The sequence below is a fragment of the Bradyrhizobium sp. R2.2-H genome (assembly GCF_004346455.1).
GTDB classification, from domain to species: Bacteria; Pseudomonadota; Alphaproteobacteria; order Rhizobiales; family Xanthobacteraceae; genus Bradyrhizobium; species Bradyrhizobium diversitatis.
Map to the genome: position 1 here is coordinate 428,841 of NZ_SMBR01000001.1, position 13,565 is coordinate 442,405.

Below are 13,565 nucleotides of genomic sequence, written 5' to 3' on the forward strand. Positions count from 1 at the left end.
GTGCCAGGGCGCGTGTTGAACGCCGGCGCGAACCCTAGATGGCGCGCAGCGCTTCCTTGGGCATCTCGCGGATCAGCACATCGATATCACTCTGCTCGAGTGTCTCCTTCTCCAAGAGCTTCTTCGCGGCGCGGTCCAGGATCGGCCGCCGTGTGCTCAGGATGCCCTGAGTGCGCTGGAAGACCTGGTCGACGATGGCTTTCACCTCGCGGTCGACTGCGGCCGCAGTCTCTTCCGCATAGTCGCGCTCGCGAACCGGATAGGGGCGGTCGGCGCCGGCAAGGAAATTGCCGGGATCACGCTCATAGGCGACGCTGCCCAGTCTCTCGGACATGCCGTAGCGCGTCACCATGCTGCGGGCGATGTCGGTCACGCGGCGCAGATCGTCGGCTGCGCCGGTCGACAAGTGCCCGAACACGATCAGCTCCGCGGCGCGGCCGCCGAGCAGCACCGCCATCTTGTTCTCCAGCTCTTCCTTCGTCATCAGGAACCGGTCTTCGATCGGTCGCTGGATGGTGTAGCCGAGCGCGCCCACGCCGCGCGGGATGATCGAGACCTTGTGCACTGGATCGGTCCCCGGCAGTGAGAGCGCGACGAGGGCGTGCCCCATCTCGTGATAGGCGACGATCTCGCGTTCCTTGGCGTTGAGCAGGCGGTTGCGCTTTTCGAGGCCCGCGACCATGCGCTCGACTGCATTGTTGAAGTCACTCATGCTCACCGCCTCGGCAGCGCGACGTGTCGCCAGAAGCGCCGCTTCGTTGACGAGATTGGCAAGGTCCGCGCCGGTAAAACCCGGGGTGAGTGCGGCAACGGCGTCTGCATCGACACCGTCCGCCAGCCGCACCTTCTTCATGTGCACCTTGAGGATCTCGATGCGGCCCCTCTTGTCGGGTCGGTCGACCAGCACCTGCCGGTCGAAGCGGCCGGCACGGAGCAGGGCAGGGTCAAGGATTTCCGGCCGGTTGGTGGCGGCGAGGATGACGAGCCCGGAGCGCGAATCGAAACCGTCGAGCTCGACCAGCAGCTGGTTGAGCGTTTGCTCCTTCTCATCGTGGCCGCCGGCGAAAGGGCCGATGCCGCGGGCGCGGCCAAGCGCATCGAGCTCATCGATGAAAATGATGGCCGGCGCCTTTTGGTGGGCCTGCTGAAACAGGTCCCGCACACGCGCGGCGCCGACGCCGACGAACATCTCGACGAACTCCGAGCCCGAGATCGAGAAGAACGGCACTCTGGCCTCGCCGGCGACGGCCTTGGCAAGGAGGGTTTTGCCTGTGCCCGGAGGTCCCACCAGCAGCACGCCTTTCGGCATACGGCCGCCGAGCCGGCCATAATCGGTCGGGTTCTTCAGGAAATCGACGACCTCGCGAAGCTCGTCTTTGGCTTCGTCGACGCCGGCGACATCGGCAAAGGTGACGCCGGTATCGGATTCGACATACACCTTGGCCTTGCTCTTGCCGATCGCCATCAGCCCGCCGCCGATCCCGCCGCCCTCGGCCATGCGGCGGCCGATGTACCACCAGATGCCGAAGAACAGCAGCACGGGCATGACCCACGACAACAGGTCGCGCAGAAACGTGCTCTCGATCTGCCCGGTGAAGCGGACGTTGTATTTCTCCAGTTCCTGCGCGACGTCCTGGTCGACGCGCGTGGTGACGAATTGCTTCTGGCCGCCAGGCAGCGGCTCCTTCAGTGTGCCCTGCAGGGTGCGGTCGGAGATGCCGACGGTATCGACTTTCCCCTGGCGCAACAATTGTTGGTATTCACTGTAGGGGATCACCGCGATTTGGTGCGCCGCGGAGATCAGATACTGAATCAAGAAGACCGCGAAGATCGCCGCGACAGCATATCCGAGATTGAAACGGACATTCTTGTTCATGCGAGAACCAGATCCGATCGTGTTACGCGGCCGGGCTACGTCGAAGCGCATTGTTGCGCGCCCGTTCGGGCCCGGCACGCGTCCGGAACTGCATCCTATCCACAGAACTTCTCCCGCTGCCTTCTGTTCCGGGCAGACCATCGGGCTCGGGTTGGAGGCACTCGCATTCGCAAGGGCCGTGTTCAGGCGATCGGGATGTGAGGCAGCGACAATGCCCGGCTGCAGGCCGGGGCCTTATTCTCGGCTTACCAGGGATACCAATAGGGGTATGCCGCCGGATAATAGCGGACGGTCCGATAGTATCGCGGTCCGTAGTAATATGCCGGTGGACCATAGACCGGCGCATAGTAGACCGGAGGTGCGGTCGCCGCCGCCAGTGCTCCGGTGAACAGGCCGAGCGCCACGGCCGGACCTATCCCTGGACCACCCCAGTGATGATGGCCCCGCCAGTGGGCCGAGGCCGGCGCAACCGTTCCAATGAGGAGCGTTGCTGCCGCGGCGATTGCAAGAGCAAGCTTTCTCATGTGCCTTCCCTCGAACATATGCCCGCGCAAGCGACGGGCTTTTCCTAACCTCAGCATCAGTGTTGATATCGCCGGACCTGCGGGTTCGGCTGTGTTTGACTTAGAATTGCTCGCGTCGACTTCAAGTCTCCGTGCTTGGCTCGACGCGTGCCTCCCGCATCGGCATTTTGCGGCGGCCGGTGTGTCGCGGCGGCAACAGCCGATCCTTTTCCGTCGATTGTAACCGGCTGGCGGCTCGCGCGCCCTTGGCGAAGTGCGCCGCGGTTCCAACATAGGCACGGACCACGCGCCGGGGGCGGTGCAGTGGCGGGACGGCTGCCGACAGCGAGTGACCAACCATGCGCGTATTCGTTCGAATCGCGATCCTTCTATCCGCCATCTGGTGTCTTGCCGACCCGAATGCAGCCTCGGCACACGCCATCATCGTGTCGTCATCGCCGGCGGCCGGTGCGACCGTCTCGGGGGACGCCGTCGCGATCAGCCTGCATTTCAACAGCAGGATCGATCGCGCCCGTTCCAAGCTGACGCTGCTGGCGCCGAACGGCGCCACGCAGGCGCTGACGCCCGCGGCCAATGCGCCGGCCGACGAGCTCAAGGCCGAGGCGACGCGGCTTTCCGGCGGCGCATGGCGCCTGCGCTGGCAGGTGCTGAGCGTCGACGGGCACATCACGCGCGGCGACATTCCGTTCATCGTTCATTGACCTCGCCTTGTACCTGTTTCTCGACATCTTCGGCTATCTGTCGGTCGTTCTGCGCGGCCTGATCCTGATCGCCCAAGCCTTCACGCTCGGCGGTCTTGCCTTTCAGATGCTGTTGTGGTGGCCGCTGCAGCCGCAGCTGTCGGTGTTCGGTCTCACGATCGAGGAGAAATGCCTGACGGTGCTGAAGGTCAGCGCCTTCGCCTGGGCGCTCCTCACCATCGCTTCGCTAGGTCTCAATGCCGCCGCGCTGGTCGGGACGCTTCAGGTGTCGTGGCGCGAGGCGATCAGTGCCGATTTCGCCCGGGCCGGCCTCGTCATTGCGGCGAGCGCATTCGGCCTTGCCGTGCTGGCAAATGGACGCGCGCAGGGTCTGCGATCCCTGGCACTCCTCGCGCTTGCGCTGCTCGCGCTCGCGATGCAGACCCGGCTGACCCACGCGGCGAGCCGGCCGGTCCTCAGCTGGCCGCTGCTCCTGTCCGATGCCGGCCACATGCTGGGCGCCGCGATCTGGATCGGCGGGCTCCCCTATTTCCTGATCGCGCTGAACGGCTGCAAGGTGCCCTCCGACTGGCGCCTCATCGCACGGCGCTACTCGCTGATGTCGATGGCCGCAGTCGCGGCCATCGTCGGCGGCGGCCTCGTCATGGCCTTCGATTACATCGGCTCGATCGAGGCGATCTACGGCACCGCCTATGGCGTCATGCTCCTCGCCAAGATCGGGTTGCTGCTGATGCTGCTCGCGCTTGGCGCGGGCAATTATCTCTTGGTCGAGCGGCTGCGGCGCGACCCCGCAACGCCGATCCTCCGCCTCAAGCGCTTCGCCGAGGTCGAGGTCGGCATCGGTCTCACCGTTCTGCTCGCGGCTGCGTCGCTGACGTCGCTGCCGCCCGGCGTCGATCTGCCGCGCGACCGACTGAGCTGGCAGGAGATCGCCGAGCGCGCCGCGCCGCAATGGCCGCCGCGCCTGACCAGCCCGGACTACGACAAGCTGACCATCGCGCAACTCCAGGCCAGGATCACCCTGGCCGATGCCGGCCGCAGCAGCGCACCGGCCGCCTACGTTCCCGGCGAAGGCACGATCCTGCCGCGCAACGCCGAGGACATCGCCTGGTCCGAGTACAATCATCACTGGGCCGGCGTCTTCGTGGTGCTGATCGGCCTGCTCGCCTTGATCGAGCGGTTTCGCTGGGGCCGCTGGGCGAGGCATTGGCCGCTGCTGTTTCTCGGCATGGCGGCCTTCCTGCTCCTCCGCGCCGACGAGCAGGCCTGGCCGCTCGGGCCGGCCGGATTCTTCGAATCGCTGCGCGATCCCGAGGTGGCGCAGCACCGCATCTTCGTGGTGCTGATCGCAGTATTCGGACTGTTCGAATGGCGCGTGCGGCTGCGCGGCGACAAGGCCGGACGCGCGGCCTTGGTGTTCCCCCTGACGACCGCGCTCGGCGGCGCGCTCCTGCTCACGCATTCCCATGCCATCGCCAACATCAAGGACCAGCTCCTGATCGAGATGAGCCACACGCCGCTTGCGCTGTGCGGGATCGCCGCGGGCTGGGCGCGCTGGCTCGAATTGCGGCTCGACGGCCGCGTCCGCGGCGTCGCGGCGTGGATCTGGCCGGTCGCCTTCGTCCTGGTCGGGCTCGTCCTGCTGGACTACCGCGAGGCCTGAGCGCCGGCGCCATCTTGCCGCGGCGATCATTCCCTGTAATTCTTAAGCAAAACACCGGGGAAGAAGCCGATGCGAGGAGTCTTGGAGGGCGTGCGCGTGCTCGATTTCGGGCGCTATATCGCCGGGCCCTATTGCGCGACATTGCTGGCCGAGTTCGGGGCCGAGGTCATCCGGGTCGAGAAGCGCGACGGCAGCGAGGATCGTTTCGTGGCGCCGGTGGGTGAAGGCGGCGAAGGCGCGCTGTTTCTCCAGGTCAATCGCAACAAGAAGTGCATCACGCTCGATCCGATGAAGGCGGAAGGGCAGGAGGTGATGCGCCGCCTGGTCGCGACCGCGGACGTCGTGGTCGCCAATCTGCCGCCGCAGACCCTGCGCGCGATGAAGCTCGATTATGAGTCGCTGAAGGCGATCAAGCCGGACATCATCCTGACCACGGCGACCGCGTTCGGCGGGCCGGGGCCGTGGTCCGACCGCGTCGGTTTCGACGGCGTCGGGCAGGTGATGTCGGGATCGGTGTACATGACCGGCGCTGGCGATCCGCCGTACCGGGCCGCGGTGAACTGGGTCGATTTCGGCACCGCGCTGCACTGCGCGTTCGGCACGCTCGCCGCCCTGATCGAGCGCGGCAAATCCGGGCGCGGGCAGATCGTGGAGGGCGCGCTGCTCGCAACCGCGTTGTCCTTCACCAATGCGACGCTGATCGAGCAGGCCGTCATCGACGTCAACCGCGTGCCGACCGGCAATCTCGGCCAGACCGCGGCTCCCGCCGACATCTACCGCACCCGGGACGGCTGGGTGCTGTGCCAGGTGACGGGTCATCCGCTGTTCAAGCGCTGGGCCAGGCTGATGGACGAGGAGGAGGTGTGGCTGAACGATCCGCGCTTTGCCGACGATATCAGCCGCGGCAACAACGGCCGCATCATCAGCGAGCGGATGGCGCGCTGGTGCGCCGAGCGCACCACGCAGGAGGCCGTCGATGCGCTGGGCCAGGCGATGATTCCGACCGGCCCCGTGCTCTCACCGCAACAGGCGCTGGATCATCCGCACATTCGCGCCGCCGGCTTCATGCAGGACGTCGATTATCCGGGCCTGCCGAAGCAGGCGCCGGTCGCCCGCGCCGCGGTGCGGCTGTCGGAAACGCCGGGCGAAATCGTGAGCCGCCCGCCGACGCTCGGCGAGCACACCGATCTCGTTCTCGCCGAACTCGGCTATGACAGCGCAACGATCGCAGCGCTCCGGCAAGGCGGCATCATCTAGAGCGGAATGGTTTTAGGTTGAATCGATTACCACGGGCTCGGTGCGACCTCTCCCGCTTGCGGGAGAGGTCGGCGCGTCCGGGCGATGCGAAGCATCGTCCCGCGCGCCGGGTGAGGGCTTTCTCCTCTTGGGGATTGTCCCATTGCGAAAGCACCCTCTCCCCAACCCTCTCCCGCAAGCGGGAGAGGGAGCGCACCTCCATCGTTGCGCGATCAAGCCTCATTCCATCGCGCTTTGGGCGTCACAGCAGCTGCTTCAACGCCTTTGCATCGGCCGGCGCCGCGCTCTTCTGGTCGTTGTCGAAATAGACGTAGACGTCGCAGCCCTGCCGCTTCCAGGACTTGATGCGCTTCGCCCATTGCCCCAGCGTGGTCTTGGTGTAGTGCCCGTGATAGCGCCCGCCGGGGCCGTGTCCGCGCACATAGACGAAATCCGCCGTGCGCTTCCACGGCGCCGGCGCATCGTGATGGTCGGACAGGCACAGCGAGATATTCTCGTCGGCCAGCATCCGCAGGATGCGCGGTTGATACCAGCTCGGATGACGAAACTCGAAACTGTAGCGCCGCTTGCGCGACAGCAGCTTGAAGAAGGAGGCGAGCCTGTCCGCGTTCGCCTCGAATTGCGGCGGCAGCTGGAACAGGATGGGGCCGGCCTTGCCGCCGAGCCCGGAGATGCGGTCCTCCAGGAGCTCGAGGCTGTTGACGGAGCGGTCGGACAGCCGCTTCCAGTGCGTGATGAATTTGGACGCCTTCCAGGCGAACACGAAGTCGCGGCCGGTCTGCTCGCGCCATCCCGTCACCGCCTCCGGCGTCGGCGTGCGGTAGAACACCCCGTTCAGCTCCGTGGTGTCGAACTGCCCGGCGTAGTAGCGCAGCTGCTCCTTCAGCGTCACGCCCTCCGGAAAGAACGGGCCGCGCCAGGAGGCGTAATGCCAGCCGGAAGTTCCGATCAGAACGCGCGCCATGTCTTACGTGCCATCCCTTGCCATGTGCCGGGAGGGAACGCCCGTGCCGCCGATACGTTGCTCGTCGGATTGATCTACGCAGGACCGGAACAGAGTTAGTTCGAGGCCAGCGCCGCCTTGGCCACTTCGGCCATCCAGCCGGACGCGACGGGCAGGATTGCGTCGTTGAAATCATAGCGCGGACCGTGCAGCTCCGCGCCGTCACGCAACTCGCCATTGCCGATCCAGACGAAGGCGCCCGGCCGCTGCTGCAAATAGTGGGCAAAATCCTCGCCGGCCATGCTCGGCGCGAGGTCGCGCCGCACGGGCGCCTGCACCTTCTCCGCGGCGATGCGCGCGAGCTCCGCCTCATCAGGCGTGTTGATCACGACACCCACGCCCCAGACGATCTCGGGCGTGACCTTGACGCCGAAGCTGGTCGCAATGCCGGCGCAGCTGCGCTCGATACCATCGAGGATGACGTCCTTGACCGCCTCGCGATGGTAGCGCAGCGTGCCGCGGAGGGTGACGCGCCCGGCGATCTGGTTCGGCGCGGTGCCGCCTTCGATCGTGCAGAGCGACAGCACGGCGGTGTCGAGCGGATCGACGCTACGCGAGACGATCGATTGCAGCGCCACGATCAAATGACCGGCCGCCACGACAGGATCGCGCGTCAGATGCGGCATGCCGGCGTGCCCGGCATGTCCCTCGATGGTGATGGTGATGCGCCCGCCGGAAGCCATGACGACGCCGTCGTGCACCGCGATGGTGCCGGCGGCAAGGCCCGGCCAGTTGTGGAAGCCGAATATCCGCTCCATCGGAAAGCGGTCGAACAGCCCGGCCGCGACCATCGCGCGCGAGCCACCAAAGCCCTCCTCCGCCGGCTGGAAGATGAAATCGACCGTGCCGCTCCAGCTGCTGTCGGCGGCAAGCAGCGCGGCCGCGCCCAGCAGCGCGGCGGTGTGCCCGTCATGGCCGCATGCATGCATCACACCGGGAGTCTTTGAAGCATAGGGCAGGCCGGTGTCCTCGGTGATCGGCAGCGCATCCATGTCGGCGCGCAGCCCGACGCGGCTCCGTGCGTGGCCGCGCGTCAACGTCGCGACGATGCCGTGCCCGCCGATATCGGCCTCGAAGGGAATGCCAAGCTCGGCGAGCTTGTCTTGCACGAAAGCGGCGGTGGCTTGTTCCTGGAGCGACAGCTCCGGGTGCGCATGAAGGTGCCGGCGCCACGCGGTCAGTTTCTGGTGCAGTTCGGGTGTCAAGCGGGTGTCTCTCGCAGGGTGTCGATTACTGCCACCATAACGGATTGTCGGGCTGACGCATCCTGCGCCAGCGAATGGCTCGCGTGCAGCCACATCGTCATGGCCGGGCTTGACCCGGCCATCCACGTCTTCCTCTCGGCACAAAGAACGTGGATGCCCGGGACAAGCCCGGGCACGACGGCGTGCTCTACCCCGCCAGCTTCGCCAGCCCCGCCCAGTCGAAGTTGATGCCATGCCCCGGCCTATCAGGCGCGCGCGCAAGTCCGTCCTTCAGCACCAGCGGATGCTCGATATGTTTGTCGAGCCCGAAGCCGTGCGCCTCCAGATAGGAGCGGTTCGGGCAGGCCGCGAGCAGATGCACGGTGATGTCGTGCGCGCCGTGGCTGGTGACGGGCAGGTTGAACGCTTCCGCGAGCCGCGCGATCTTCATGAAGGTGCTGACGCCGCCGCAGTTGGTGACGTCGGGCTCGGGATAGGACACCGCGCCTGAGGCGATGTAGTTCTTGAACTCCCACAGTGAGCGCAGATTCTCGCCCGCCGCGATCGGCACGCCGCCGGCCTGCATGATGCGCACATGGCCCGCGACGTCGTCGGGAATGATCGGCTCCTCAAGCCAGGTGAGGTCATAGGGAACGAAGGCGCGGGCGGCGCGGATCGCCTCCTCGACCGTCCATTTCATGTTGGCGTCCACCATCAGCGGAAAACCGTCGCCGAGATGCTGCCGCATCGCGGAGACCTTCGCGACGTCGGATTTCAGGTCGGGCCGGCCGACCTTCATCTTGATGGCCCGAAAGCCCTTGGCGAGATTGCCGTCGGTCTGCTTGAGCAGGGCATCGACGGAAAGGTCGAGGTCGATGCCGCCGGCATAGCATGGCACGCCCGCATCGAAGCCGCCGAGCAATTGGTACAGCGGCAGCTTGGCGCGCCGCGCCTTCAGATCCCACAGCGCGATGTCGAGCGCCGAAAGCGCCAGCACCGCCGGCCCGCCGCGCCCGCCATAATGCAGCGCCCACCAGACATGATGCCAGAGCGCCTCGGTATCGTCGGCCTCGCGTCCCTCGACCAGCGGCGGGATCTCGCGCTTGAGAATGTCGGCGACCGCGCCGCCATTGCGTCCCACCGTATAGGTGTAGCCGACGCCCTCGGCACCGTCGGCATCGCGAATCCGGCAGGTGATCAGCTCGAACGCCGCGATCTCGCCATGGGTGGAGTCGGACAGCGTGACGGGGAGGGGAATCCGGTAGAGTCCGGTCTCGGTGTTCGCGATGCGCGGCATGGTGCCTCCCTTTTGTTCTTGTTTCGTAGGGTGGGTTAGCCGAAGGCGTAACCCGCCATTCTTCATATCCGCGGAAGCAGAAGAGGTGGGTTACGCCCCGTGACTGCGCTTTGCGCAGCCCAGGGCTAACCCACCCTCCAGACGCAACTCACCGCATCGTCGCGAGTTGCACCGCCAGCGCGCAGGCGCGGTCATATTCGTCGAGATTGATCCATTCGTCGACCGTGTGCGCCTCGTTCTGCCCTGCGCCGAACGTCACGGTCGGAATGCCGTGGCGGACCATCCAGTTGGCATCTAGGCCGCCATTGGCCGTGCGCACGTTCGGCGTGCCGCCGACCGCGGACACGGCCTCGACCGCGCGCTTGATCACGGGCTGGCTGTCCTTCATGCGGAACGGGTAATAATCGGTCTCCGCCTTGAACTTCACCTTGCCGGACTTGCCCTGCGCGCTGGTCACCTTCTTGGCCGCCTTCTCGAACGCGGCCTTGTAGGCCTTGGTGATCTCCTTGAAGAACTTGCCGTCATGGCTGCGGCTTTCGCCGCGCACATGCACGTAGTCGGTGACGACATTGGTGGCATCGCCCGCCGGGCGGCCTTCGCCGCCGGTGACCGGGCCGACATTGCTGGTGCCCTGCCGCTTGCCCTTCACCACCTTGCCGAACCAGCCGCCGGCCTTCACGTCCGCAAGCGCGAGCGCCATGATCATGGTCGCGGAGATACCGCGCTCCGGCGCGACACCGGCGTGCGAAGCGCGGCCGAAGATCTCGACGCTCCAGCGGTCGGCGCCGACCGCGCCGATGACGACGTTCGAGGCGGCGCCGCCGTCATAGTTGAACGCCATCACGGGCGAGCCGAGTTCGTCCAGCTTGACGTGGCGCGCGCCATAGAGCCCGCTCTCCTCGCGCACGCAGAACAGCAGCGTGATCGGCGGGTGATCGAGCTTCTGCCTGGCGAGCTCGGCGGCCAGCGTCACCAGCACGCCGCAGCCGCAGCGGTTGTCGCCGCCGAGCGCGGTCCTCGCTTCGTTGACGATCTTGCGTCCCGATTTCTTCGGCTTCGCACCGGCGCAGAGCGGCACGGTGTCCATGTGGGTCATGAACATGATGCGCGGCTGGTTGTGCAGCGCGCCGCGGCCGGGCAGGTCGACGATGAGGTTGCCGGTCTCGGTCGGCACCGGAATGCGGGTATTGGCATCGTCGAGCCGGATCGCCTTCGCCGGCACGCCGGCCTCCTTCAGCGCGGCGGCAAGCTCGCGCCCGATCGCCGCCTCCTGTCCGGTCACGCCCTCGACGGCGAGGAAGCGCATGAGGCGGTCGGTGGCGGCCTTGGTGTCGACGGGCATGAGTGATTCCTTTGGCGAGCGGGGTGCGTCATCCTATGGGCCCCGCGAGGTGTAAGCCAAGAAGATCAGCACACCGAGCGCCAGCATGGCAGCCATGAACAGCAGCACCGCCGGCAAGCCCGCGAGCGCCGCCACCGCGCCGGTCACCGACTGCATCAGCGCCGCGCCGAGGAAGAAGGCGAGGTTGACGGCGGCGAGCGCCTTGCCCGCGACTTGCGCGTCCACCAGCTGCCTGGACATGCCGAACAGCAGCGGCTGGGCGGAGGTCGCAAGCCCGATCAGCACGAACAGCACGAGGTCGTATTGCGGCGGCATCATGGGCAGGCCGAACAGTGTGGAGACCGCATGATGCGGCGCGCCGAACGCCATCAGCGCCAGCAGCACCGCCCCGGCCATATGCGAGCCCGCCACCAGCGCGCGGCGGCGACCGAGCCTGCGGTCGATCATGCCGATGCACAGGGGGCCCGCGATCATCGCCAGCGTGAACGCGCCGAGCTGGTTGCCGGCCTCGACCCGCGAGAGTCCCTTGGCGTCCATCAGCCACGGCCCGCCCCACAGGCCGCGCAGCACCAGCGAAGTTGCCAGCGACACCAGCGCCAGCGCGATCAGCCCGCGCAGCGGGCGCGAGAGGCCGAGCCTGAGCACTTCGATCATCTGCGTCAGCGGCGAGGCCTCGTCCTTGTGCTCGGCCGGCTGGTGTGGGACCAGCGCGAACACCGCAAGCGCCACCGCGATTCCGCCGATCGCCGACATCCAGAATCCGGCGCGCCAGCCGTAGGCGTCCACCACGAAAGCGAGCGGGCTCGACGACAGCAGCATGCCGATATTGCCGATCGAGAGGATCGCGCCCGACCACAGCCCGAAGCGGGCCGTCGACAATTGCTTGGCCGCCAGCGTCATCGGGCACATCAGCATGCCCGAGGTGGCAACGCCCAGCAGCAGCTGCCCGACGGCAAAGCTTTCCGGCCCCGTCGCAAACCCCGACGCGACCGCGCCGAACACGGTCCCCGCGAGCAGGCTCAGCGACACCGGCCGCACGCCGAACCGGTCCATCGCCGCCCCGACCGGGATCTGCGCCGCCGCAAAGGCGAAAGGATAGATCGACGTGAGGCTCGCCAGCGCCTGCGGCTCGATATGGAAATCCGCCGCCATCAGATCGAGGCTCACGGCCGGAATGGTGCGCAGCAAGGTCGAGAGCATGTGGCCGCAGGCAAGCGCCACCAGCGCGAAGATCAGCGCGCGGGTGGCGGTGCCCGCGTCGTTGGCGGCTTTGGTCATGAGCGTTTCGTCCCGGCAAGGGTTTTGGCCGGGTTACACGATTTTGCGGGAGGCCGCCAATGGCGAAAGGTGTAGCGTCGGCGCGGGGGCCGCCTGACCTGACGTCAGGGCTTTTGAGGCGGCGGCATCAAGCCCCGAACGAGGTAATAGAGACTGCAGACGCAGGGAACAGCCAGCGTCGCCCACGAAAGCGGCCACCAGATGCCGCCTTCGCCGATCAAGGCGGCCAGCAGGCCGAGCAGCGTCACGAGCGCCAGCAACGCGGGGATCATCCACAGTGTTCGCCTCGACGTCATCGGGCGAACCCCGTCGAGGCCGCTCGCATGTCGGCCGCGGCCGCGCGGCTTGTCCGCCATCTCGCGAGCCAGAGATAGAGGCCGCTGGCCAGGATGACGATGGTGACGATATCGAGCACGGCCCAGATGATTTTGAGCGGCAGGCCGCCGTAATCGCCGAAATGCAGCGGCTGCGACACGAACAACGCGGTCGCGTACCACGGCATGTCGCGCACCGCGACGACCTCGCCGCTGGCTGCATCGATGATGGCCGGCTTGAGAATGCGGCTCGTGAGCGGCGTATCCCCGGTCAGGAACGCCGCGTAGTGGGTTGGCGTTGAAAACGGGCTGCCGGGAAAGGCGAGCGTCGTGACAGTCATCCCCGGTACGGCCGCGCGGACATTGGCGAGCACCAGATCAACCGGAGCTTTGCGATCGCCCTGCGCTTGCCCGCGGTTTTGCGCGGCCATCTCAAGCAACTGGTTGGACTGCCACATCAGCTCGATCGGCCCCGCCAGCGTATTGATCACTCCCGTCAGCGTGACGATGCCGGACCAGGCCAGCGTGATGATGCCGAGCAGATTGTGCAGGTCGAGCCAGCGCAGCCGGTTGCTGTGCCGCTTGCGTATCTCGCCGAATCTGAGGCGCCGCGCGAACGGCCCGTACAGCACCATGCCCGAAAGGATCGAAACGGTCAGCACCAGCCCCATGCCGCCGAGGAATAGCGTGCCCTTGATGCCGGCAAACAAATCGACATGGAGCCGAAGCATGACGTAGAGGAAACCTTCGTTGGGCTGATCGACGCTGAGTGCCTTGCCGGTCCTGATGTCGAACACCTTGTAGAAGAAGGTGTCAGGAGCGGACGTCATGCTGGCGGCCGTCGGCACTTTCACCATCGGCTTGTCGCGATCGTAGAACAGATAAGGCACTACCTCACCCGGCCGCTCGGCGAGTGCCTCGGCGATCATCTTGTCCACTGACGCGCGGACGCCGGGTTCGACGACCTCGTCGATCGCCGGATTCGGTCCCAGCTCCTCGTGAAAGATGAGCGGCAGCCCCGTGAGACACAGCAGCAGCGCAAAGATCGTGCAGATCAAGCTGCTCCACTTGTGAATCCAGGACCACCATCGCAGCCGTTTCGCCGTCATGGCCGGCACAACATCAT

The 13,565-nt window shown here is 66.5% G+C and carries 12 protein-coding genes; 3 read left to right on the forward strand and 9 right to left on the reverse strand.

The genetic code is table 11. The features are described from left to right. Window positions 1-34 precede the first annotated feature (34 nt). Together ftsH and EDE08_RS02090 are read right to left on the reverse strand one after the other, a co-directional pair. Window positions 35-1,876: an ATP-dependent zinc metalloprotease FtsH gene (gene ftsH / locus EDE08_RS02085; RefSeq protein WP_131866688.1), complete on the reverse strand. Its 1,842-nt coding sequence runs from the start codon at window positions 1,874-1,876 to the stop codon at window positions 35-37. Window positions 1,877-2,121: 245 nt separating this feature from the next. Beyond that, window positions 2,122-2,400, reverse strand: coding sequence for a hypothetical protein (locus tag EDE08_RS02090; protein ID WP_131866690.1), 279 nt, complete (start codon window positions 2,398-2,400; stop codon window positions 2,122-2,124). 338 nt (window positions 2,401-2,738) lie between these two features. Here EDE08_RS02090 and EDE08_RS02095 point away from each other — a divergent pair, with 338 nt between their 5' ends. From EDE08_RS02095 to EDE08_RS02105, 3 genes are all read left to right on the forward strand, one after another. After that, window positions 2,739-3,101, forward strand: a complete 363-nt coding sequence (locus tag EDE08_RS02095; RefSeq protein WP_061878327.1) for a copper resistance CopC family protein — start codon at window positions 2,739-2,741, stop codon at window positions 3,099-3,101. A 7-nt stretch (window positions 3,102-3,108) separates the two neighbouring features. Beyond that, window positions 3,109-4,764, forward strand: coding sequence for a CopD family protein (locus EDE08_RS02100; protein WP_131866693.1), 1,656 nt, complete (start codon window positions 3,109-3,111; stop codon window positions 4,762-4,764). A 69-nt stretch (window positions 4,765-4,833) separates the two neighbouring features. Next, window positions 4,834-6,021: a CaiB/BaiF CoA transferase family protein gene (locus tag EDE08_RS02105; protein ID WP_131866695.1), complete on the forward strand. Its 1,188-nt coding sequence runs from the start codon at window positions 4,834-4,836 to the stop codon at window positions 6,019-6,021. A 241-nt stretch (window positions 6,022-6,262) separates the two neighbouring features. Here EDE08_RS02105 and EDE08_RS02110 read toward each other — a convergent pair whose 3' ends face one another. The 7 genes from EDE08_RS02110 to EDE08_RS02140 form a co-directional block, all read right to left on the reverse strand. Continuing rightward, window positions 6,263-6,985 carry a DUF72 domain-containing protein gene (locus EDE08_RS02110; RefSeq protein WP_131866697.1) on the reverse strand — a complete coding sequence of 241 codons (723 nt, stop codon included), beginning with the start codon at window positions 6,983-6,985 and terminating at the stop codon, window positions 6,263-6,265. A gap of 95 nt (window positions 6,986-7,080) precedes the next feature. Continuing rightward, a complete protein-coding gene (locus tag EDE08_RS02115; protein ID WP_131866699.1) occupies window positions 7,081-8,229 on the reverse strand; it encodes an amidohydrolase in 1,149 nt (382 codons plus the stop codon). Between the two features lie 187 nt (window positions 8,230-8,416). Further along, window positions 8,417-9,505 carry a mandelate racemase/muconate lactonizing enzyme family protein gene (locus tag EDE08_RS02120; protein WP_131866701.1) on the reverse strand — a complete coding sequence of 363 codons (1,089 nt, stop codon included), beginning with the start codon at window positions 9,503-9,505 and terminating at the stop codon, window positions 8,417-8,419. 148 nt (window positions 9,506-9,653) lie between these two features. Further along, a complete protein-coding gene (locus EDE08_RS02125) occupies window positions 9,654-10,847 on the reverse strand; it encodes a M20/M25/M40 family metallo-hydrolase (protein WP_131866703.1) in 1,194 nt (397 codons plus the stop codon). Between the two features lie 33 nt (window positions 10,848-10,880). Beyond that, a complete protein-coding gene (locus EDE08_RS02130; RefSeq protein ID WP_131866705.1) occupies window positions 10,881-12,125 on the reverse strand; it encodes an MFS transporter in 1,245 nt (414 codons plus the stop codon). A 104-nt stretch (window positions 12,126-12,229) separates the two neighbouring features. After that, complete coding sequence (locus tag EDE08_RS02135; protein ID WP_245524673.1) at window positions 12,230-12,397, reverse strand: hypothetical protein; 168 nt, start codon at window positions 12,395-12,397, stop codon at window positions 12,230-12,232. Window positions 12,398-12,417: 20 nt separating this feature from the next. Next, entirely contained in the window at window positions 12,418-13,548 is a 1,131-nt protein-coding gene (locus tag EDE08_RS02140; protein ID WP_131866709.1) for a PepSY-associated TM helix domain-containing protein, read from the reverse strand. Window positions 13,549-13,565: the final 17 nt, after the last annotated feature.